Origin of the sequence: Micromonospora sp. C31, from assembly GCF_018070575.1 — a bacterium.
Taxonomy (GTDB): Bacteria; Actinomycetota; Actinomycetes; order Mycobacteriales; family Micromonosporaceae; genus Micromonospora.
In genome coordinates, this window is the sequence record NZ_JAGPXN010000024.1 from 61,120 (window position 1) to 84,383 (window position 23,264).

A 23,264-nucleotide genomic window follows, 5' to 3' on the forward strand; every position below is an offset into this window, starting at 1 on the left:
ATGAATTGTTGGCGATCAGGACTCGCGAGGCCGATTGATGCAGCGTTCGGACGAAGGAACGGAGGTGCCGTCGCGGCCGGAGGCGGTCTCCGCCAGCCAGCGGCGCTTCTGGTTCCTGGACCAGATCACGCCCGGCGTCCCCGTCTACAACAGCTATTCGGCGATCGACCTGTCGGGCCCGCTCGACCCCGCGCTCGCGGTCCGGGCGTTGCAGGAGGTCGTCCGTCGGCACCGCATCCTGCGTTCCCGATTCCCGGACGAGGACGGCCAGCCGGCCATCGACACGTCGACGGGTGACCAACCGGCGGCGATACCGTTCATCGACCTCTCCGCGCTTCCGGACCCGGCACGCGGTACGACCGCCGACGGCCTGGTCGACCGACTCGCGCATCGCAGATTCGACATTCAGCGTGGCCCGCTGTTCCGGGCGGCGGTCATCCGCACGGAAACCGACCGGCACATCGTGCTGTTCGGCGTGCACCACATCGTCTCCGACGGCTGGTCGGCGCAGGTGGTGTTCCGCGATTTCCGCGATCTGTACGCTACCCTCGCGGAGAATGGCGAATTCCGTCCGACACATTCTCGGCCGCAGTTCTCGGACGTCGTCGCGAGACAGGAGAAATGGCGGAACAGCGCCGGACACGACCGTCAGCTGGATTACTGGCGCGGTCGACTGGACGGCATCACCGGCGATTCCCGCGTGCCGCCGGACCGCAGGGCGAGGACCGATGCCGGGCACGCCGCCGGACACGCCCGGTACGCCATCGCCGACGACCTCGCCGGGCGGCTGCGGGCCCTCGCCCGCGCCGAGCGGGTCACGCTGTTCATGGTGCTGCTGACCGGCTTGAAGATCACCGTGTCGCGTTACCTGCAACGCGGCGACATCACGGTGGGCACGCCGATCGCGATGCGCGACGATCCGGACGTCCAGGACATGGTCGGGCCGCTGCTGAACACGCTGGCGCTGCGCACCGATCTGTCCGGCGCGCCGACCGTACGACAGGCCCTGCTCCGGGTACGCGACACCTGCCTCGCCGCGTACGACAACCAGGACGTCCCCTTCGACTCCGTGGTCGCCGCGCTGGGCGGCGGGCGGGACCTGGAGAACAGCCCGTTCTTCCAGATCCTGTTCCAGTACGTCGCCGGCGCCGGCGAGCGGCACTCCTTCGCCGGCCTGCGGGCCGCACTGAGGGAGGTCGAGCTCGGTCTGGCCAAGCTCGACCTGACCCTCGACGTGGTGGAGGACGACGGCGCCCTGGAGCTCGTCGCCCGGTACCGGGCCAGCAGCTACGACCGGGCCACGATCGACCGTCTGGCAGGGCACTGGCAGAGCGTGCTCGTCGGCATGTGCGAGCGGCCGGACGCGGACATCGAGGACCTCGACCTGCTCACCCCGGCGGAACGGTCCGTGGTCGCCGCCGCGTCGACCGGGGCGCCCGTCGTCGCGCCGGCAGCGACGTCGGTGCTGGATCTCTTCGAGCGGATCGCCGACGCCGACCCGTACGCCGAGGCGGTCGTCTGCGGAAGCGTACGGCTCGGCTACGGGCAACTGGACCGGCGGGCGAACCAACTCGCGCACCGCCTGCGCGAGCTCGGGGTGGCACCCGAGACGCGGGTGGGCATCCTGATGGAGCGTTCGGTCGAGACGATCGTGGCCGTGCTGGCGGTCTGGAAGGCCGGCGGAGCGTACGTGCCGGTCGACACCGACATGCCGGCCGCCCGGCGGGAGGCGATCCTGGCCGACGCGGGCGTGACCGTCCTGCTCACCCAGGAGCAGCTCGCCGGCGACCTCGCCGACGACCGGCGGCACGTGCTGACCGTCGACCCGGACCACACGGCGTTCGGCCACCTGCCGACCGATCGGCCGCCGCGCACCACGGCCGCCGGGCAGCTGAGCTACGTCATCTACACCTCGGGGTCGACCGGACAGCCGAAGGGTGTCATGGCGACCCACGGTGGCCTGCTGGGCACCTGCATGGCGTGGGAACACGCGTTCGGGCTCCGGGGGCGGATCCGGTCGCACCTGCAGATGGCGAACTTCTGCTTCGACGGCTTCCTCGGGGAACTCGTCCGGTCCCTCACGTCCGGGGCGAAGCTGGTGGTCTGCCCCCGCGAGTTCCTGCTCTCGCCCGACCGGCTGCTCGCCCTGATCCGGGACGAACGGGTGGATGTCGCGGACTTCGTACCGACCGTCCTGCGGGCGTTGTCCGGGCACCTTGAGCGCAGCGGCCAGGGCCTCGGCGGGCTCCGGCTCGTCATCGTGGGGTCCGACACCGTACCCGCGGACGAGCTGGCCCGCCTCCGGCGGCTCGGCGGGCCGGACACTCAGGTGGTCAACTGCTACGGGCTCACCGAGGCAACCGTGGACAGCACCTACTTCGTCTGCCCGCCCGACTGGCCGGAAGACACGTCCGTGCTCATCGGCGAACCGCTGCCCGGAATGACGGTCCATCTCCTGGACCCGGCGCTGCGGCCGGTGCCGCCGGGAATGCCCGGCACGATCTTCGTCGGCGGCCCCACGGTGGCTCGCGGATACCTGGGCGATCCCGGCCGGACGGCGTCGGTCTTCCTGCCCGACCCGTTCAGCCCGCTGCCCGGCGCCCGGATGTACCGGACCGGCGACCGGGCGCGTTTCCGCCGGACGCCGCAGGGGTTGCGGATCGAGTATCTCGGCCGGGCCGACCAGCAGGTCAAGATCCGCGCGTACCGGGTCGAGCTGGGCGAGATCGAGGCGGCCCTGCGGCGCCTGCCGGGCGTCCGGGACGCGGTGGCGGTCGTAAACGACAGCGATCCCACCGACCGGCGGGTGCATGCCTTCGTCGCCGCCGCCGAGACCGCCGAGACGCGGGACTGGCATGCCGCGCTGCGCGCGACACTTCCCCACTACATGCTTCCCGATCGTCTGGTGCTGCTGCCCGCGCTACCGACCACGGCGACCGGTAAGACGGACCGCCGCGCCCTGGCGGGTCGCCCCGGCCGGGAGATCCCCCTGCCGGGCACCGGGACGCCGCCGCGTACCGAGACCGAGCGGCGGCTGGCTCGGCTGTGGACGCGGGTGCTCCGCGGGCGGCGGACCGGTGTGCACGACGACTTCTTCGTCGCCGGCGGCGACTCCCTGCTGGCCATGCAGCTCGTGGCGCGCGTGCGGGCCGAGTGGGGCATCGAGTACGGCCTCCGGCAGTTCTTCCGCCAACCGACGATCGCGCAGGTCGCCGCGAGGATCGACGCCGAGGACGAGCGCCCCGACCGGGACCTCGCCCGGCTGGACGAGATCGTTCCGGTGGCCCGTGAAGTCGTCCGTCACCCCGCTGACGGAACGCCGTGATCCCGCTCGCCGACCGGCGCTGAAGGAGAGGCCGTGGACCTTCCGTACGTCATCCGCAGTGACCGCCCCGCGGAGAGGCTCACCGACCGGATCGCGGCCGACCGCCCCGAGATCCGGCACAGGTTACGCACCAACGGCGCGGTCCTGCTCCGCGCCTTCGACGTCGGCGGAGTCGACGGTCTCGAGGCGGCGGTGCGGGCGCTGTCCGGTGATCCGCTGCCCTACACGGAGCGTTCCTCACCCCGGTCGACGATCAAGGGGAGGATCTACACCTCCACCGACTACCCACCCACAGAGGAGATCTTCTTCCACAACGAGAACTCCTACCAGAGTTCCTGGCCGATGACGCTGTACTTCCACTGCGTACAGCCGCCCCTGGAGCGGGGCGCCACCCCGCTGGCCGACACCCGCGGCGTGCTGCGGGAGCTCGACCCGACGGTGCTGGAGGAGTTCGCCAGGCGCCGGTGGATGGTCCGGCGCAACTTCACTCCCGACGTGGGCCTCCCCTGGCAGGAGGTGTTCAACACCACCGACCGTGACCAGGTCGACCGCTACTGCGCCGAGCACGGCATCGAGGCGCAGTGGCGCGGCCCGCAATGGCTGCGCACGACCTCGGTCCGCGATGCCGTGCACCGGCACCCGCAGACCGGGGAGCGGGTGTGGTTCAACCACGCCGCCATCTTCCACGTCACCACCCTCGGGCCCGACGTCCGCTCCGGGCTGCTTGAGATGTTCGGGGAGGACGGACTGCCCAGCAACAGCTACTTCGGCGACGGAGGCGCGATCCCCGACGACGTCATCGGCCACGTCCGCGACAGCTACCGCGCGGCCGGCACCCGATTCGACTACGAGCGCGACGACGTGCTCGTGATCGACAACATGCTGACCTCCCACGCGCGTGAGCCGTTCCGGGGCCCGCGCCGGATCGCCGTCGCCATGGCCGAACCGGTGCCGACGGTCGGAGCGGCGTCATGAGCGGGGCCGGTCCGGTCGAATCGAGCGAGGCCTCCTCGGCGCAGCGTCGCATCCACTTCCTCGACCAACTGGTGCCGGACGGCGCGGTGCAGAACATCACCCGGGCCCTCGATCTGCACGGTGAGCTGGACGTCGCGGCGCTCGATCGGGCACTGCGGCGGACCGTGCGCCGGCACGAGAGCCTGCGGACCTGTTTCGCCGTCGTCGACGGCAGCCTGCGTCAGCTGATTACCGGGCGGGAGCCGCGGCTGCGCGTCGTCGACGTCCGTGACGTCCTGTCGGGGGACGCCGCGCCGTCGCCGGCGGGACTGGTGCAGGCGCTGACCGACCAGGAGGCGGTACGCGTGTTCGACCTCGCGCGCGCCCCGCTGCTGCGCCTCACCCTGCTGCACACCGGTCCGCGCCGGTACGTACTGCTGACGTCGTTCCACCACATCATCGCCGACGCCTGGTCGGTCGACATCTTCTTCACCGAGCTGGCGGCGCTCTACCGTGCCGATCGGACCGGAGAGCCGGCGCTCCTGCCCGAACCACGGCTGCAGTACGCCGACTACGCCACCTGGCAGAACCGGCTGATGCGGGCCGGCCGTTGGGAACGCGGCAGTGCCTACTGGCGGGAGCAGTTGCGGGACGCGACGGAGCTGGCCCTGCCCACGGATCGTCCCCGACCGGCCCGGCCCGCTTACCGCGGTGACAGCTACCGCTTCTCCCTCGACACCGCCGTCACCGCGCGTCTGGGGGAACTCGCCCGCGCGGAGGGTGCCACCGTCTTCATGGCGCTGCTCGCCGGATTCGCGATCCTCCTGCACCGCTGCACGGGCCAGCAGGACATCGTCGTGGGCGGAACGGCCTCGGGACGCGACCGGCCGGAGGTCGATTCACTGATCGGCGCCTTCGTCAACATGCTCGCCCTCCGGATCCGGGTGGACGGCGAGCGGAGCGCCCGCGAGGTGCTCCGGCTCACCTCGGAGACCTGCCAGGACGCGTACGAGCACCAGGACGTCCCGTTCGAGCAGGTGGTGGCGGCGCGGGGCGAGGCACGCCGGTCGGACCGCCACCCGATCTTCCAGGTCGTGTTCCAGATGATCACAGAGGCGGACCCTGAGTTGGCCCTGCCGGGTGCCACCGGCACGTTGCGCGAGGTCGACCGGGAGAACTCCACCTACGACCTGGTCTGCACGGTCACCCGGACGCGGGAGCGGCTCGCCGGGCGGATCGACTACGACACCGATCTCTTCGCACGCTCGTCCGTCGTGGCGCTCGCCGACTGCTGGCTGGCCATCCTCGCCGACCTCGGCCGGGACCCGGACCGGAAGGTCCGCGAGCTGGCGCCCGGCGGTGACCGTACGGCCGGCGCACCACCGGCTCCGGTGACCCGGGCCGCGCTGGGCCAGGTGCTCGACGTCGCCGCGCTTGCCGGACCCGACGCGGGTGACGACCTGCACGGCGAGGTCGTCGACGTGCACGGGCTGCCGACGCCGGTGGGTATGCCCGGCGAGCTGTGGGTCGTCGGCGGAGGGTGGCGGACCCGCACCGGGCGGCTGGTCCGGCGGCGCCCGGACGGGACCCTGGCGCCCGCGTACCTGCCCGACCACCCCGCCGAGGGGGTCGAGACGCGGGTCGCGGGCACCGGCCCCACGGACGCGACCGAGGCCGCGATCGCCGCGATCTGGAGCGAGGTACTCGCCCGCCCCGACATCGGCCGGCACGACAACTTCTTCGTGCTGGGCGGGCACTCCCTGCTGGCGACCGTCGTCGTGACCCTCATCCAGGAGCGTCTCGGGGCACCGCTCAGCCTGGCCGACTTCTTCCTGTACCCGACGGTCGCCGGGCTCGCGGCCGAACTGACCGCGCGGCCTGCCGTCGCGGGGACCGACGGCGAGCTGGCCGACATGTTGGCCGACCTGGAGCGCGAGTCCTGATGACCGAGATGACCGAGGCGTCGACGTCCCGCACCAGGTCCGCGCCGACCAGCGCGACGACGGCCGGTGCCACCGCCATCCCGGACGTGGTCGGGCTGATCGAGCGGTGTGCCGCGGGTACGCCGGACGCCGTCGCGGTGACCATGGGCGACACCCACCTGACGTACGGGCAGCTCGACCGGCGCGCCGACGGGCTCGCCCGGCGGCTTCGGGACCTCGGCGTCGGCCCGGGACGGATCGTCGGCCTGCACGCCGATCGGTCCCCCGAACTGATCGTCGGCCTGCTGGCCGTGTTGAAGTCCGGCGGCGCCTACCTGCCCCTCGACCCGGCGCTGCCCGACGACCGCCTGCGCTTCATGGTCGACGACGCCGCCGCGTCGATCGTGCTGACCCGACCCGGGCGGCACGGCCCGATGGCCGGCGGCTCGTACGACCTGGTCTCCCTGGACGAGGACGGGGACGGGGACGGGGACGGGGACGGGGCGAGGCTCGGGGCCGGAGCCGGCCCACGGGACCTGGCGTACGTGATGTACACCTCGGGCTCCACCGGGCGACCGAAGGGCGTCATGGTGGAGCGCCAGGGGCTGGCGAACTACGTGCGGTGGCTGATGGCCGAGTTCTCGCCGGGCAACCCGGTGCACAGTCTGCTGCACAGCTCGATCGCGTTCGACTTCTCCGCCACCAACGTCTACCTGCCGTTGGTGACCGGCGGGAGCCTCGCGCTGGCGCCGCCGGACGCCGACCACGAGGCCCTCGCCCGACTGCTCCAGGACTCGCGGCTGGACCTCGTCCGGGTGACCCCGTCGCACGCCGAGCTGCTGGACGCCGCCACGGGCGGTCGGACGCCACCACCCGGGCCGCGGTACGTCGTCGTGGGCGGCGAGGTCCTCCGGGCGCACCAGGTGTCGACCCTGCGCCGCCTCTTTCCCGGATCAGTCGTCTACAACCACTACGGACCGACCGAGACGGTGATCGGGCGCTGCTTCCTGCGCCTCGACGAATCCGCCGGGTTCCACCTGGACGACTACGCCGCCCATGATCCCGTGCCGGTCGGCGGCCCGATCCCCAACACCCTGCTCACGGTGCGTCCCCGAGAGCCGGAGGCGACCGCGGACGACACCGGCGAGCTGCTGATCGGCGGGCTCGGCCTGGCCCGCGGATATCTGAACCTCCCCACGCTCACCGAACGGAACTTCGTCACGCTGCCGGACGGTACCCGGGCGTACCGGACCGGCGACCTGGTGCGCCTGGACGACCGGCGGCGGCTCGTGGTGGTGGGACGGACCGACGACCAGGTCAAGATCCGCGGGCACCGCGTGGAGCTGGGCGAGGTCGAGGCCTGCCTGCGGGCGTCCGACGAGGTACGCGCCGCCGCAGTCGTGAAGGTGGCCTCCCCCGGCGACGCCCTGGTCGCATTCGTCGTACCCGAACGGGACGGGCATCCTGATCCGGCCGCCCTGCGCGCCGGCCTGGCCCGGAAGCTGCCCAACTACATGCTGCCGCACCGGTTCGTCGTACTGGACGCGCTGCCGCTCTCCGCCAACCGCAAGCTTGACCGGGCCGCCCTCGCCGCGCTGGCGGTCGCCCCCGCGCCCCGACCGGCGGCCGAGCCGTCCGACCCGCAGCCGGAGAGTCGGGAGGAGCGGTTCCTGCGGTGCGTACGGGACGTGCTGGGGTTGAGCGAGTTGTCGGCGGACGACGACTTCCTCGCCCTGGGCGGCGACTCGATCGCCGCGATGAAGCTGGCCGCCCGGTGCCGGGCGATCGGCATCGAGCTGCGGTACACCCAGATCCTCGTCGCCCGGAGCCTCGGCGAGACGCTGGACGGCGCCACCCGCTAGCGGAGCGTCGGTGACACGGCGCCGGAGCCGTACCGTGAGGGCCGCGAGTCCACGGCCGCGTACCAGTCGACCAGGGCCCGCTCCGCGACCCGGCGACGCTCCTGGGTGCCGGTGTCCTCACCGTCGTTGAGGACCATGAGGTCACGGCCCAGCCGGTGCAGCTGGACGACCTGCTCAGGGCTGAACCCGCGGCCGAGCAGGTAGGGCAACGCCCAGAAGTCGAAGTTCCACATCGGCATCCACAACGACTCGGTCACCTCCGCGAAGACGCGATCCACGGCGTCGCACGCTCCTGCCGAGTCCATCGTCGCGTGCCGCCAGCGGAAGTCTCTGCCGGTCAGCGCGTACTTCGCCGCCTGCCGGTGGATCGGGGCCCGGTGGTTGTACCACCACGGCTCGATCCGGAAGAACGTCGGCGCCACGTCGCTGAGGAAATCGATCGTGTTCTGCACCGTCTGCTCCGTCTCGCCGGGAAAGCCGGCGATGAACGAGGCGAACGACATGATGCCGCGCTCGTTGAGCCGCTCGATGCCGTTGCGGTACCGGTCGACGCTGGCCGACTTGCTCATCGCCTTCAGGACCGTGTCGTCGCCCGACTCGATGCCGAGGAAGACGCCGGCGCACCCGCTGCGCGCCATCAGGTCGAACATGTCGCTGCCCCGTACGTTGCCGCACCGGAAGTACGAGTACCAGCGGAACCCGTACCCCTTGCGGATCATGAGCTGGCAGATGTCGACGAAGCGCGGAAGCGGCACGTTGAAGGTGTCGTCGACGAAGACGACGTCCGTCGCGCCCAGTTCGGCCATGGCGTCGAGTTCCCGTTCGATCGTGGACAGCGAGGCCAGCGACAGCGCGCCCGCCCGGATCGGGTAGTCGCAGAAGCCGCACTTGAACGCGCAGCTACGCGCCGTCCGGGTCTGGAGCACGGGTCCCAGGTCGCCACCGTCGAACTGACCCCACTCGATGGCGCACTCGTCGAGCGAGTTGTTCTCCGGCACCCGGCGGGTGCTCACCACCGTCTCCCCGTCACGCACCCACAGCAGGTTCGGCACGTCCTCGAGCGGCCGTCCGTCGCGGACGGCGGCGGCCAGCCGACGCAGCGTGTCCTCGCCCTGCCCGTCGTGCACGTACACGTCGGCGCCCATCTCGGCCAGCACCCAGGGCAGCGTGGCCGCGTCGGCGTCCACGATCAGGTTGGCGACCAGCGGCCCGCCGACCACCACCGTCGTCTCCGGGTTGCGCTCCCGGACGAACTCGACCAGCTCGATCACCGGTCCCGGCGAGACGTAGAACGTGGTGGTGATGACGGTGAGCACGGGGTCTCGCTCGGTCAGCAGGGCCGCCAGCCGGTCCTGCTCCGGGCGGAACGCCGAGACGAAGTCCGCCTCGTACCCGTGCCGGCGCAGGTGGCTGGTCAGGTACACGGCGGCGAGGTTCGGGACCTCGCCGATGTGGTACCCGACGTGGCCGGCGCCCGCGCCGGAGCGGCGACGGTCCAGTTCCGACAGCAGGTCCATGTACGGCAGCCGCTGGCCGTCGAAGCGCACGTGGTCGTGGCGGGCGGTCCGATACTCGATGGCCTGGCCGCCCTTGCGGCCCACCAGGTCCAGGTGACGCGAGAAGGGCGTGTCGTTGTAGCCGATGATCAGACAGTCGAGCCGCATCGTGTGTCCCTTCGTAGGTCCTCCGACGCGAGGCCGCGCTACAGCCGCGCGCAGAGCATGAACATCTGACTCGGTGCCGCGGGGTCCCTGCCGGTGCGCTCCGCGTCCAGGTCGACCAGCCGGGAGAGGTGCACCGCGCCCGTGCCGGAGACACTGGAGCCGGCGATCAGCCAGTCCGGGAACGTGCAGAAGCTCTTGGTCGTGACGTCGCGGAACCCTGACCGGGCGCACTCCCCCGCCAGGGTCCCCGGCGGCGTGAGCCGCCCGCGCAGTTCGGCCACCTCCCGGGGCGAGTAGAAGGACAGGAACGTCTGGAACCGGCAGTCGGGGTTCCACGCGCTCACCACCAGCCGGCCCCCGGGGCGCAGGGTCCGCCGGGCCTCGGCGAAGAACCGCCCGCGCTGCGCGGCCGAGAGGTGATTGATGGTGCCCATCATGCAGCTGACCAGGTCGAAGGACCCGGTCCGGAACGGCAGGAAGGTCCCGTCGGCGACCGCGAACCGCCGCTGCCACCGCCCGTCGACACAGGTCCGTACGCCGGCGTCGCTCAGGTCGACGCCGAACGACCGGACGCCGTACCGGCTGAGCACCTGGGGGTAGCGCATGGTGCCGCTGCCCACGTCGAGCGACGTGCGGTAACGGTCGACGGGACCGAGGGCGTGCAGCAGCTCGACCGACTCGAGCTGCTTCTTCGCGGTGTCCGTCACCCCGGTGTTCTCGAACTGGAGGTAGAACGTGGCGTCGTAGGCGTCCAGCCGGGTCGCGTCGGTGTCGAGCAACCCACGGTCGGCGAGTTCCCCGACCAGCGCCGCCGGTCCCGGCGTGCGCCGAGCCGACCCGGGTGCCTCGGCCGGGGCGGGCACCGCACGGCAGGCGGCGTGCCGCGCCTGCGCGTCGAGGTAGCTGACGTCCCAGGCCAGCAGGACCTCGAAGCAGTCGGCGGCCTCGCCGGGGCGGCCCTGCTCCTGCAGGCGCCGGGCCTGGTGGTAGAGCTGTCGGAGCTCCTCCTCGCCGGGACCGCCGAGCGACGCCTGCTGGAACGCGATCGCCGCCGCGGCCGGGGCGCCGACCTGCTGGAAGCACTCCGCGGCGGCGTACCAGGCGGAGGCCCTGAGCCGCGCGGACGCGGTGGCCGCCTGGAAGTAGGCGACCGCCTCGCCCGGCTCGCCCCGGTCGCGCAGTGCGCGGCCCACCTCGTACGCGGCGGACGAGTGGCCGTGCAGGGCCGCCCCGGCCGCCCGGGCCACCGCCACGACCGCCGCGTCGCCCTCCCCGGCGCCGGCCGCGCCGACGCGTTGCAGATGGCGTATCCGGTGCACGGCGAAGGACGGGCCGGCGGTGGCGGCGTAGAGCCGGGCGGCGCGATCGAGGGTGCCCGCGTCGACCGTGCCGAGCAGCCGACGCTCCGCGTCCAGGAGAGTCGCGGCCTGGGAGGCCGTCAGCGACGGCCGCAGCGCGTGCACGGTACCGGCCGTGGTGCCGGCGAAGACCTTCGTGCCGTCGGCGCCCGCGGTGACGGCGGTGATCGGGCCGTCGAGGGTGGCGGCACAGAGCGGCGTGCCGTCCAGCAGCAGGGTGAGCCGCGCGCCGTCGGCGACCAGCTCGCACCACGCCGGATCCCCGGCGGGCGGGGCACCGGACGACCCGGCGGCGGCCGGCGAGCCGTCGGTGCCGAGGAGAGCGCGTCCGCCGTGGTAGGACACCTCCAGCACGTCGTCGCGCCGCCACGCGAGCGTGCGCACCGGCATGGCCATCGGGGCCGTCCAGAGCGGCTTCACCGGTCACTCCCGCCGGCCGCGGGCGCCATCGGCTGCGCCCCGATCCAGGCGCTCAGCTTCGCCACGGTCGGGTTCCGCAGGAAGGTCTCCAGCTCCGCCTGGATGCCGAACTCCTCGTTGAGCCGGTTGGTGAGCACCGCCGCGAGCAGGGACGTACCACCCAGCTGGAAGAAGTTGTCGTCCGGGCCCACGTTGACGGCGTCGAGGACGTCCTCCCACAGGCGGCGGACCGCGTCCTCGACCGACCCGTCGGCAGTCGCCGCACCGGTGCCGCTGAGCACCAACTCCCGGGCGGCCAGCGCGGCCCGGTCGACCTTGCCGCTCGGCGTCGTCGGAAACCCGTCGACCGGCACGACCGCCACCGGCACCATGTGCGCCGGCAAGGCCGACGTCAGCTGCCCGCGAACGTCGGCGGGCCACCCGCCCGGACCGGCGACGGCGTAGGCCACCAGCCTGCGTTCGGCGCCCGGGCGGCCGTGCGCGACCACCACGGCGTCGGCGAGGCCGGGCACGGCCTTCACCGCGACCTCCACCTCACCCAGCTCGACCCGATGGCCACGGATCTTCACCTGGCCGTCGTCGCGGCCGAGGAACGTGACGGCTCCGTCCACGTCGAGGCGCCCGCGGTCCCCGGTCAGGTACAGCCGCCCGCCGGCGGCACCGTGCGGATCGGGCACGAAGCGTTCCGCCGTCAACGCCGGGCGGTGCAGATAGCCACGGGCCAGCACCCGCCCGCCGATGGCGATCTCCCCGGTCGCGCCGACCGGCAGGGGCAGCCCGCGGTCGTCGAGCACCACGATGCCAGCGCCGTCGATCGCGGCGCCGATCGACGGCAGCTCGGGCCACTCGCCCGGGTCGCGCCCGAGCTGGATCGACGTCACGATGTGCGTCTCCGAGGGACCGTACTGGTTTACCAGCGTGGCCGCCGGCAGCGCTGCGAAGAAGCGCCGCAGCGCCGGCGTGACATACAGCTGTTCCCCGGCGGTGAGGACCTCCCGGACCGCCTGGGGGAATCGTTGCTGCCCGGTGGCCGCGCCCGCCAGCGCCTGGAGCGCGACGAACGGCATGAAGATCCGGTTGATCCGGTACTCGTCGACGAAACGCAGCAGGCGGTGCGGGTCACGCCGCACGTCCTCGTCCACCAGCACCAGGCAGCCACCGGCGGCCCAGGTGCTGAACATCTCCTGGAAGGACGCGTCGAAGCTGAACGCGGAGAACTGCAACGTGCGGGAACCCTCCGCACAGCCCGACGCCCCGCGCTGCCACTCGATGAGGTTGGTCAGCGGGCCGTGCGGCATCGCCACGCCCTTGGGGACACCGGTGGAGCCGGAGGTGTACATGACGTACGCCAGCTCTTCGTCGGTGACCACGGGCCACGGCTGCCCAGGCCGCGCACCGCCCGACGGCTCCTCGTCCAACCACACCGTACGGACGCCGGCCCGCGACGGCAGACGCTCGGCGATGTCGGGCTGGGTCAGCAGCACCCGTACGTCACTGTCGCGCAGCATGAACGCGAGGCGTGCCGGCGGGTAGGCCGGGTCCAGCGGCAGATACGCCGCGCCGGCCCGCAGAACGGCCAGCACGGCGACGGGCAGATTGACGGAACGGTCGACGGAGACACCGACGATGCGGCCGGTCACGCCGAGGCGCAGCAGCCGCTGCGCGAGCCGGGACGCCGCCGCGTCCAGCGCCGCGTAGGTGAGGGCCTGTCCGTGGTACTCCACGGCGGGGGCGTCCGGCACGGCCCGGCAGCGGTCGTCGAACAGGCGCAGGACGGTCATGACCGCCCCGCCGGTGCTCGCAGGGCGTCGGTGAGGATCGTGGCCAACTCCCTGACGTGCGGTTCGGTCAGCATCGAGTAGTGGTTGCCCGGGACGAGGTGCCGCCGCACCGGACGCTCGGTGATCCGCTGCCAGCTGTCGGCGGCCCGGTCCCGTCTCAGCGGGTCGGCGTCCGACGCGAAGACCAACAGGAGTTCCTCCACCGGCCGGACGGCGCGGTGGCGGCGCCGGGCCCGGTCGTGCGCGCGGAAGAGCGTCAGCCAGGTCAGCAGTTCGGTGATGTCGGTGCCGGGCGGTAGGGCACCCGCGGCGCGGGCCGCGGCGAGGACCCGGGCGAGGCCGTCGCCGAAGGAGAGCGCTCGCAGGTCGTCGGCCGGCACGGCGAAGGGCCGGCTCAGGACGCCGCCCAGGTGGGTGGCGAACGCCGACAGGATCTCGCTCTCCCCCGGCGCCTCGGCCTCCTCGGCCGGGTAGCTGTCCACCAGCGCCAACAGATCGACGCGCGCGCCGGCCGCGCGCAGCCGCCCGGCCATCTCGGCCGCGAGCACCCCGCCCATGGACCAGCCGATCAGCGAGTACGGCCCGACCGGCTGCGCCTCGGTGAGCCGGGCGAGATGGTGTTCGGCGATGTCGGACAGCTCCGGCTCGTACGGATCGGTGTCCGCTGGCGGCGCCGGCAGCCCGTAGACGGGCCGCTCGGGCGGCAGCAGCCGCACCAACTCGCGGAAGGCCATGAGGTCGCCGCCGGCCGGATGCACGCAGAACACCGGGCCGCCGCCGCCCCGCCGCAGCGTCACCGGGCCCGCCGGGGAGTCCGGCTGCCGGCCGCCGAGGCCGCGCCGAACCAGACCGCTGAGCACCGAGACGCTGGCGGCCTCCTCGTCGGCGTGCTCGAACAGCACGGAGACCGGCACCACCGTCCCGAATGTCTTCTTGATCCGGGCGAGCAGCTGGACGGCCAGCAGCGAGTGCCCGCCGAGCGTGAAGAAGTCGGCGTGGACGTCGACCCCGTCCAGGCCGAGCAGGTCCTCGTAGATCCGCGTCACCTCCAGTTCCACGCTGTCGCGCGGGACACTCCTCGCGGCGGTCACACCGTCACCTCCCTGTCAGCACGATGGATGGGCAGGAGAACGACCTCGAGCCGGTCGAGGCCGTGCAGGAACGTCGAGGCGCTGCGTACCGGCTCCGCGCGCAGCTCGATCCGGTCCACCCTGGCGAGCAGCACCTGCAACAGCACGCGCACCTCCATTCGGCCGACCGACGCCCCGACGCAGTAGTGCGGTCCCGCGCCGAGGCTGAGGTGCCGGTTCGGCCGCCGGTCGATCCGGAAGGCGTCCGGTTCGGCGAAGACCGACTCGTCGCGGTTGCAGGACGGGATCCACAGCACGACGCGGTCGCCGGCGCCGATGCGGGCACCACCCAGTTCCACCTCGCGCGTCGCCGTGCGCATGAGGTGCATCGGTGGTGACGCCCAGCGGAGCACCTCCTCGACGGCCGACGGGAGGAGCGAGGCGTCCCGCCGCAGCCGCAGCCACTGGTCGGGATGCCGGGCGAAGGCCAGCAGGGTGCCGGAGACGGCGTGTCGGGACGTACCCAGCCCGCCGTTGACCAGACCGTCGCAGCTGAGCAGGATCTCTTCGTCGGTGAGCCGCCGCTCCGGGTCCGGTTCGTGCGCCAGCGCGCTGACCACGTCCGCGCGCGGATCCGCCCGCCGGTTCTCCAGCAGGTCGGCGAAGTAGCCGAAGACGTGTGCGCTGGCGGCGCGGCGCGAGGTGTGCTCCGCCGGGTCGGTCTCCTCGGCGAAGGCCGTGCGGACGAGGGCGGCGAGCCGGGCGGTGTCCGCGTCGTCGGTGCCGAGCATCCGCCCCACCACCCAGGTGGGCACCGCGCTGGCGAGGCGCTGCACGATTTCCACCGGTTCGCCCGTCACCATCGGTTCCAGCTCGGTCTCGAGCCGCCGGCGCAGCGCGTCCCGCATCGCCGCCACCTCGTTCGACCGGAACCAGGGCGCGTGCGCCGCGCGCAGCCGGGCGTGCTCCGCGCCGTCGGCGACGACGAGCATCCGGCCGGCCGCGGCCCCCACCGCGGCCTCGTCCGCGCCCAGTCGCATCCCGCGCGTCGAGGTGAACCGGACGGGATCCTCCAGCACCTGGCAGGCCAGGTCGTGGGTGGTCACCGACCAGAACGGGCCGTACCGGGGCGAGTCGAGTCTGGCGATCGGACGGTGGCGGCGGACCGCCCGCCAAAGCGCCAGGTAGTCGGTCCGGCGGTAGGTCGCCGGGTCGGTGAGATCGGGCTCCGCGAGCTCCCGGTCGGTGGGTTCGGGCGTCACGGCCGCTCAGCCCGCTGCCGCATGGTCCCGGCCGGTCCGCCGAGGTCGAGGATCATCGCGTCCAGCGCCGCGGTGAAGTCAGCGATCACCCGGTCGACGGTCGTCTCGTCGAAGAGCGTCGTGTCGTACTCCAGGAATCCCGTCATCGCACCGGGCTCGTCCTGCAGGACGAGCGCGAGGTCGAAACGCACGGCGTCGGAGGCGACCGGCACCTCGGTGACGTCGAGGCCGGGCAGCGTCGCCGGTCGGCGCGGCGTGTTGTTCAACACCAGCTTCACCTGGAAGAGGGGGGTGCGCCGGCCGGAGCGGCGCGGCCTCAGCGCCTGCACGACCCGTTCGAACGGCACCTGGTGGTGACGCAGTCCGTCCAGCACGGTGGTGCGGGCCCGGTCGAGCAGCTGCCGCCAGGTGGGGTCGCCCCCGGTGTCCATCCGCAGCACGATCTGGTTGACGAAGAAGCCGAGCATGGTCTCGGTCTCCGGCATCGACCGGTTGGCCACGTCCGTGCCGACGGCGACGTCGTCCTGACCGGTGAGGGCGTGCAGGGTCGCCGCCAGCGCGGCCAGCAGCACCATGAAGGGCGTGGCACCGGTCGCCTGACCGAGGCTCCGCACGCCGCGGCTGACCGACGGCGACAGCCGAACCGGAACGCTGCGCCCGGCGGGCCGCGCGTCGGGCGGATCCGGTCGCTCCGCCGGGCGCGGGAACAGCTCGCGGACGCCGGTGAGTCGTCGGGTCCAGAAGTCCAGCTGGGCGGCGAGGTGCCCGTCGCCGTACGACCGCCGCTGCCAGACGGCATAGTCGGCGTACTGCGGGGTCGGCGGCGTCGGATCGGGTGGGCGCCCCGCCACCAGGCCGGCGTAGGTCTCCGCCAGCTCGGCCGTGAGCAGCCCGAAGGACCAGCCGTCGTGGACGATGTGGTGCATCGACAACAGCCACGCGTGGTCCTCGTCGCCGAGCCGGACCACCTGTGCCCGCAGCACCGGGCCGGTCTCGAGGTCGAACGGACGGTGGTACTCCCGGTCGACCAGCCGCCGCAGTTCGGCCTCGCGGTGCCCGGCCGGCAGCGCGGTCAGGTCGACCAGCGGCATCGGCACCGGCGCGGCGGGCAGGATCCGCTGCCGGGGCACGCCGTCGTCGTCGGCCACGATGACGGTACGGAGCACCTCGTGCCGGGCGACCACCGCGTCCACGGTCCCGTCGAGGGCCCGGACGTCCAGCGGGCCCGCGATCCGGTCGAATACCGGGACGTTGTACTGGTGGTCGCCGGGACGCAGCTGCGCCATGAACCACAGGCGCTCCTGAGCGAAGGACGCGGGCAGCGGGTCGCGCCGATCGACCGCGACCAACGCCGGGAGGTCGTCTCCGGCGGCGGACAGGCCGTCGAGGTAGCTCGCCAGGTCGGCCAGGGTCCGGTGGTCGAACGGCGCCCGTACCGGCACGTCCACGCCGAGCAGCCCGCGCAGCTTGAACACCACCTGCAGGGTGAGCAGGGAGTGGCCGCCGAGCCCGAAGAAGTCGTCCTCCGGCCCGACGTCGTCGCAGCCCAGCAGCGCGCGCCAGATGTCGGCGACGACCCGCTCGGTTTCGGTCAGCGGTCGTGCGGGGGCCGCCCAGACGTTCTCCAGCACCGCCGGGTTCGCCGCCATGCGGCGCAGCTGGGCGCGGTCGACCTTCCCGTTCGAGTTCAGCGGCAGCTCGGTGACGGGCAGGTAGCGCGCCGGCAGCGCGGGTTCGGGCAGCCGCTCGCGCGCGTACCCGGCGAGTTCCGGGATCGCCGCCGCGCAGGCCCGGCTCCAGAGCGGATCGTTGGCGTACGGCCGGGCGTCCCAGGACTCCTCGGGCGGGCGGTGGACGGGCCGGCCGGGCGCCCCGATCGGCCCGCGACGGCGCAGGACGACGTCGTACGCGCCCTCGGCGTGTCCGGCCGCCCAGCTCAACTCGACGTCGACGGATCCGTCGCCGGCCAGCTCCCACCAGTCCTCCGGGGCGGTCCCCTCCGCCGGCAGACCGGTGGCGCAGGCCACGAGTTCACCGGCGGAGGAGGCGGAATCCCGCTCGTCCATCGACCGCTTGAGGCGGCGGGCCCAGGACAGGCGCGCGTTCGGGACGGCGGCCAGGCGCACGGCGTCGAGCCGCTCGGCGTCGAGCAGGCGGAGCAGGTCGGCGGGGGTACGGCGATCGGGTCCCCAGTCGTGGGTCGGGGGTTCCTCCGCGGCGACGGGCGTACCGACGGTGAGAATGACGTCGTACCGGAAGGTGACCAGTTCGTTGTCCTGACGGCCGCGCTTGGGCAGCACCCGGACCCGCGCGATCCTCGGCCACCGCGCGCCGATCTCCCGGAACAGTGCGGGATCCAGGCACAGCTCCGGCTCGTGGGCGACGGCGCGCCGGACCCGCTGGCGCAGCTCGCCCAGGCGCAGCCCGACCGGGGCCCTGTGCACCTCCACCGACGTGTGGAACAGCTCCGACAACGGCAGGCTGCGCAGGTCACCGAGGAAGACGTGGCCGCCGTCGGGCAGCACGTCGACGGCCTGGCGCAGCACCCGCAGCAGGTACTCGACGGACGGAAAGTACTGCACCACCGAGTTCATGACGACGGTGTCCGGCGGTGCGCTCGCCGCGTCGGCCCGAAGACTCTCGTGGGCCGGCGCGGCCCAGGTCTCGACCCGGTCGGACCACGCGCCGCCCACGTCGCGCAGGGCACGCCGGACGTACTCCACGGCGGCGGGCGAGTTGTCCGTCGCCTGGTAGGACTCGCATGTCGGGGCCACCCGGCCGAGGATCATGCCGGTGCCACAGCCGATCTCGAGCACCCGACTCGGGCGCAGCCCCCGGATGCGCCCGGCGGCGTCGTCCAGCCAGGCCCGCATCTCGGCGGGGTCGAGGGGCCGCCCGGAGTAGCTGCTCAGCCAGCCGGCGAGGTTGAAGAAGGGGTCCTGGTCGCCGTCGAGGTCGCGGTAGGTGTCCTCGTAGAGCTCCCGCCACTCCCGGACGCGGTCACGGTCCCACCCGCCGTCCCGCGTCTGCTGGCCCTCCAGGCAGACGAAGGCCACGATCTGCTCGTCACCGGTGTCGCGGCGGACCAGTTCCGCAGCGCTGGAGCGCACCGCGGGGTGACTGTCCAGGACGGCCTCGATCTCCCCGCACTCGATCCGGTGGCCGCGCACCTTGACCTGCTCGTCGCGGCGGCCCAGATATTCGAGACAGCCGTCGGGCAGGTACCGCGCGATGTCGCCGGTGCGGTAGAGCCGGCCGCCCGGCTCGGGGCCGAACGGGTCCGGTACGAAGGCCGCCGCGGTGAGCGCGCCCCGGCGCCAGTAGCCCAGACCGACCCCGGCACCACCGACGTACAATTCGCCGGGCACGCCGATCGGGGTGGGGCGCAGGGCGGCGTCCAGAACGTAGACGCGCGCGTTGCTGATCGGCGTGCCGATCGGCACCCGGCCGTACGGCGTGACCTGGTCACCGTCGTACGCGGTGCAGGCCACGGCCGTCTCGGTCGGGCCGTACTCATTGACCAGCCGGACCTCGGGCTGACCACGACGCAGCCCGGCCACCGCCTCCCCGCGCAGCCCTTCGCCGCCGAGGATGACCGTCCGGCACGGCAGGGCCGGTGCGTCGTCCGCCGCGGACTCGACCAGGAGACGTAGATGGGACGGGGTCAGTTTGACGAAGCTCAGATCGTCGGCCTCGTCGAGCAGGGAACGCAGTTCCGCTCCGGGCACCTCGCGCCCGGCAGCGGCGAGGAGCAGTTGCTGGCCGGCGAGCAGCGGCGCGAACAGGCTGGTCACCGCCAGGTCGAAGGCCAGCGGCGAGTGCACCGCCACCCCGGTCCCCGCTGAGACGGTGTAGTACCGGGCGGCCCACCGCAGATAGTTCACCACGTTGCGGTGGGTGAGCAGGGCGGCCTTGGGTCGGCCGGTCGAGCCGGAGGTGTACATCAGGTAGAGCAGGTGGTCGGCCGACACCGGTACCGGGAGGGGCTCCGTCGGCCGCGCCGCGATCGACGCGCGTTCGGCCTCCAGTCTCACCACCCGCAGGGCGGAGCGGTCCACCCCCTCCGGCACGCCGTCGGGCACGACGAGCAGGGCGCTGCCGCTGTCGGCGAGCATGGCGCCGGTCCGCAGTGGCGGCTGCCGCGGATCGAGCGGGAGGTATGCCGCGCCGGTCTTCATGATCGCCAGCAGCACGGCTACCGTGTCCGGCGCGTGCGACAACAGCACCGCCACCGTGCCGCCGGGCCGGGCGCCGGCGTCCCACAGGTGGTGGGCGAGCCGGTTCGCCCACCGCACCAGTTCGCGGTAGGTGAGCACGCTCCCGGCGCAGCACACCGCGGGCGCGTCCGGGCTCCGTTCGGCCTGCCGCTCCACCAGCTCGTGCAGTGGCGCGTCGACGCCCGGCGCGGCGGTGTCGTTCCACTCGGACAGGATCCGGTGCAGCTCCTCCCCCGACATGACCGGCAACCCGGCCAGCCGCCGACCCGGATCGGCGGTGGCCGCCGCCAACAGCTCGCGGAACGAGGTGGCCAGCCGGGCGACGGTGGCTTCGTCAAACAGGTCGGTGGAGTAGTCGATCAGGCATTCCAGCCCCTGGTCGGACTCCCAGACGTTGACGTCCAGGTCGAAGCGGGCCGACTCGGTGCCCGTCTCCAGCAGCGTCACCGTGAGGTCGGAGAGCGACGCGGCCAGCGGCGGCGTGTTGTGCAGCGTGAAGTTGACCTGGTAGAGCGGGTTACGGCCGAGGTCACGCTCGGGGAACAGCCGCTGGGCGATGAGGTCGACGGAGACGTCCTGGTGGGCGTACGCCGCCAGGCACGTGTCGCGTACGTGGCGCAGGAGTTCGTCGAAGGTCTGCCCGCCACGGGGGCGGATCCGGAACAGGACGGAGTTGGCGAAGAAGCCGATCAGGTCGTGCAGTTCCGGGTGCCGGCGGTTCGCCACCGCGCCACCGATGACGATGTCGTCCTGGCCGCTCCACCGGTGCAGGACGGCACCGAGGGCGGCCAGCAGGGTCATGTGCGCGGTGCCCCCGGAGCGGCGGCTCAGCTCGGCCACCGCCCGCGTGAGGTCGGCGCCGAGCGCGAACCGGTGGGTCGCGCCGCGATGGCTCTGCACGGCCGGGCGTGGCCGGTCGGTGTACAGCGTCAGGGCCTCGGGTGCGCCGCTGAGCTGGTCCTGCCAGAAGGCGAGCTGCTCCCGCGCCTCCCCGCTGTTCTCCCAGTCCGCCTGCCACCGGCTGTACCCGGCGTACTGCACCGGGAGCGGGCTCAGCGGGCTGGGTCGCCCGGCGGCGAAGGCGCGGTACAGCTGGTCCAGCTCGCGCCCGAGCACGCTGAGCGACCAGCCGTCGACCGCGACGTGGTGGAACGTGACGAGAAGGACCGACTCGTGCTCCGCGAGGAGGACGAGGCTGGTCCGCATCGGGGGGTCGACGCCCAGGTCGAACGGGCGGCGCCGCTCGATCGACGCGAGCCGGTCGCTCTCCCGCTGCGCGACGTCCGGCTTCAGGCCCCGCAGATCGATCACGGGCAGCGCCGGTTCGAGGGTCGGCCGGACCCGCTGGTAGGCCACCCCGTCCAAGACGGGAAAGGTCGTCCGCAGGATCTCGTGCCGGGACACGATCTCGAGCAGGCAGCGCCGCAGCACACCGACCCGCAGCGGTCCGGCCAGGTGGAACGGGTTGACACTGGTGTAGAACGCGCTGTCCGGCCGCAGCCGGTGCAGGAAGAGGATGCGGCGCTGCGCCGACGACACCGGGGCGTCGCCCTCGGCGGCTCCGCCGTACAGGGCCAGCGGGCCGACCCTCCCCCGATCGCGCAGCCGCTCAGCCAACGCACCACGTTGCTCGGGCGTGAGGCTCTGGATCCGCTGGGTCAGCTCACGCACGGTCGCTCCCCTCTGCCGGTCCACGCCGTGCCGTCAGCCCGCGTCGGCCCGCAACTCGGCGGGCACCTCGAAGCGGAGCTCGGACTCGCAGAACGTCCGCCACCGCGGGGTGTCCGCGTCCCACAGCACGCTCTCGTCGTCCTGCACCGGGTGCAGCACGACGGACAGGTCCTGGCGTACGTAGACCACCGTCTCGTCGGTCAGGCCGAGTCCTTCCGGCTCGACCCAGCCGGGGAAGCGGCGCAGCTCGGCCAGCAGGTGCCCGCGGTAGTACGGGATCATCGCGCGACCTCCCGCCCGGACCGGCGCCGCAGGCCGGGTGCCGGCGTCCCGCCGGAATCCATGTCCACCATCGTTTCCCCTCTCCCGCACCGGATGATCGGCCCCTACGAACGCGCGCCCTCCAGGGCTCTCTCGGCGGCCGGCGTCGCCCCGGCGCGCCCGATGCTGCTGAACGCCCCGGACAGCGCGATGGCGACCATGGCCGTACCCACCGCGAGGAGCACCGGGGTGACGCCGACCCCGGCGGCGACGGCGGTGATCGCGCCCGCGCCGAGCGGTCCCAGCGCGGAGTGGATCGTCCAGAAGGCGGCGGTCACCCGCCCCAGCAGGTGACCCGGAGTGATCTCCTGGCGCAACGACATCGAGCAGATGCCCGCCACCCCGGTGCCCAGCAGCATGACCGCCATCAGCACCGCGAGCGCGGGCACGCTGCGTGCCAGCCCCATTCCGGCGACGGCGAGGCCGGCCAGGCTGAAGGCGCCTATCCAGCTGGGGCCGAAGCCCAGCCGCCCGCGGACCCGGGCCACCACGAACGACGCCACGAAGGTGCCCACCGTCCCGGCGGTCAGGACGTAGCCGACCACCGTGTCCGGTTGCCCGAGTTCGTCCTTCAGCCGGAAGATGACGGCGTCGGTGAGCCCGTAGGTCAGGAACGTCAGCAGCGACAGCAGCAGCGTGAGCTGACGCAACAGCGGATGGTTCCAGAGGAAGCGCGCACCCGCCAGGAACTCGTTGCGGACGTTGCCGGCGCCCACGACGGCCGGCCGGGCGGCGTCCGGCCGCCCCGCCGCGAGCCTGATGAACAGCACGCCGACGGCGGCGACGGCGAAGGTGACGGCGTCGAGGCCGATGGCGGCAGCGGGACCGAAGGCGGCGGCCACCATGCCGGCGAGCGCCGGGCCGGCGACGCTCGCGACCGCGTACGTGGCGTAGAGGTGGCCGTTGGCCCTGGTGATCTGGTCTGCCGCGACGATGGCGGGCACCACGGCCACGTAGGTGACCTGGAAGATCATCGAGAAGACGCCGGCCAGGGGCACGACGAGGTAGATCAGCCAGGACGGCTCGGCGACGAGGAAGACGACCGCGACGGCTCCGTAGAGCACGCAGCGGGCTCCGTCGCAGATCATCAGGAGGGTCCTGCGGTCGAAGCGGTCGACGACCACCCCGGCGAAGAGCCCCGTGGTGATGGAGGCGACGCCGGTCAGCCCGGTGACGATTCCCATCTGGACCAGCGAGCCGGTGACCTGCAGGACGAGCAGTGGTATCGCCACGTAGGAGAACGAGTCACCGACGGCGGAGAGCGTCTGTATCCCCAGGAAGGTGCGATAGTTCGGATTGCGCCACAGAGAGGTGCCGGGAGCCGCGGCACCGGCCGGGCGGCCGTTCGGCGAGGCTGCATCTCCTTCGACTCGGGCAGCCGCATCCGAAGCGCTTACTGGATCATCATCAGACACAAGCGGCCCCCCAAACCGGACT

The 23,264-nt window shown here is 72.8% G+C and carries 12 protein-coding genes; 4 read left to right on the forward strand and 8 right to left on the reverse strand.

The genetic code is table 11. From position 1 onward, the window contains the following. Positions 1–64: 64 nt before the first annotated feature. From KBX06_RS24895 to KBX06_RS24910, 4 genes are read left to right on the forward strand one after another with little or no spacing between them, the layout of a single operon-like run. Positions 65–3,325, forward strand: coding sequence for a non-ribosomal peptide synthetase (locus tag KBX06_RS24895; RefSeq protein WP_210839224.1), 3,261 nt, complete (start codon positions 65–67; stop codon positions 3,323–3,325). 33 nt (positions 3,326–3,358) lie between these two features. Further along, complete coding sequence (locus KBX06_RS24900; RefSeq protein WP_210839226.1) at positions 3,359–4,300, forward strand: TauD/TfdA family dioxygenase; 942 nt, start codon at positions 3,359–3,361, stop codon at positions 4,298–4,300. Then, on the forward strand, positions 4,297–6,222 hold the full coding sequence (locus tag KBX06_RS24905) for a condensation domain-containing protein (RefSeq protein ID WP_210839228.1): 1,926 nt from the start codon (positions 4,297–4,299) through the stop codon (positions 6,220–6,222). Before KBX06_RS24900 ends, KBX06_RS24905 begins: the two co-directional genes overlap by 4 nt. Continuing rightward, positions 6,222–8,063, forward strand: coding sequence for a non-ribosomal peptide synthetase (locus KBX06_RS24910; RefSeq protein ID WP_210839230.1), 1,842 nt, complete (start codon positions 6,222–6,224; stop codon positions 8,061–8,063). Before KBX06_RS24905 ends, KBX06_RS24910 begins: the two co-directional genes overlap by 1 nt. On the opposite strand, the gene KBX06_RS24915 is transcribed toward KBX06_RS24910, so the two are convergent. From KBX06_RS24915 to KBX06_RS24950, 8 genes are all read right to left on the reverse strand, one after another. Next, positions 8,060–9,727 (reverse strand): PhpK family radical SAM P-methyltransferase, encoded by a 1,668-nt coding sequence (locus KBX06_RS24915; protein ID WP_210839232.1) that lies wholly within the window; start codon positions 9,725–9,727, stop codon positions 8,060–8,062. The two genes, KBX06_RS24910 and KBX06_RS24915, sit on opposite strands and share 4 nt — an antisense overlap. A gap of 38 nt (positions 9,728–9,765) precedes the next feature. Continuing rightward, positions 9,766–11,505 carry a class I SAM-dependent methyltransferase gene (locus KBX06_RS24920; protein WP_210839234.1) on the reverse strand — a complete coding sequence of 580 codons (1,740 nt, stop codon included), beginning with the start codon at positions 11,503–11,505 and terminating at the stop codon, positions 9,766–9,768. Beyond that, positions 11,502–13,286 (reverse strand): non-ribosomal peptide synthetase, encoded by a 1,785-nt coding sequence (locus KBX06_RS24925; RefSeq protein WP_210839236.1) that lies wholly within the window; start codon positions 13,284–13,286, stop codon positions 11,502–11,504. Before KBX06_RS24925 ends, KBX06_RS24920 begins: the two co-directional genes overlap by 4 nt. Then, entirely contained in the window at positions 13,283–14,377 is a 1,095-nt protein-coding gene (locus tag KBX06_RS24930; RefSeq protein WP_210839238.1) for an alpha/beta fold hydrolase, read from the reverse strand. Before KBX06_RS24930 ends, KBX06_RS24925 begins: the two co-directional genes overlap by 4 nt. Beyond that, a complete protein-coding gene (locus tag KBX06_RS28580; protein WP_210839240.1) occupies positions 14,374–15,618 on the reverse strand; it encodes a cytochrome P450 in 1,245 nt (414 codons plus the stop codon). The genes KBX06_RS24930 and KBX06_RS28580 overlap by 4 nt, the downstream gene beginning before the upstream one ends. After that, positions 15,615–21,506 (reverse strand): non-ribosomal peptide synthetase, encoded by a 5,892-nt coding sequence (locus tag KBX06_RS24940; RefSeq protein WP_210839242.1) that lies wholly within the window; start codon positions 21,504–21,506, stop codon positions 15,615–15,617. Before KBX06_RS24940 ends, KBX06_RS28580 begins: the two co-directional genes overlap by 4 nt. Before the next feature lie 33 nt (positions 21,507–21,539). After that, positions 21,540–21,788 (reverse strand): hypothetical protein, encoded by a 249-nt coding sequence (locus tag KBX06_RS24945; protein ID WP_210839244.1) that lies wholly within the window; start codon positions 21,786–21,788, stop codon positions 21,540–21,542. Positions 21,789–21,892: 104 nt separating this feature from the next. Continuing rightward, positions 21,893–23,134, reverse strand: coding sequence for an MFS transporter (locus KBX06_RS24950; RefSeq protein ID WP_210839258.1), 1,242 nt, complete (start codon positions 23,132–23,134; stop codon positions 21,893–21,895). Between the last annotated feature and the right edge of the window lie 130 nt (positions 23,135–23,264).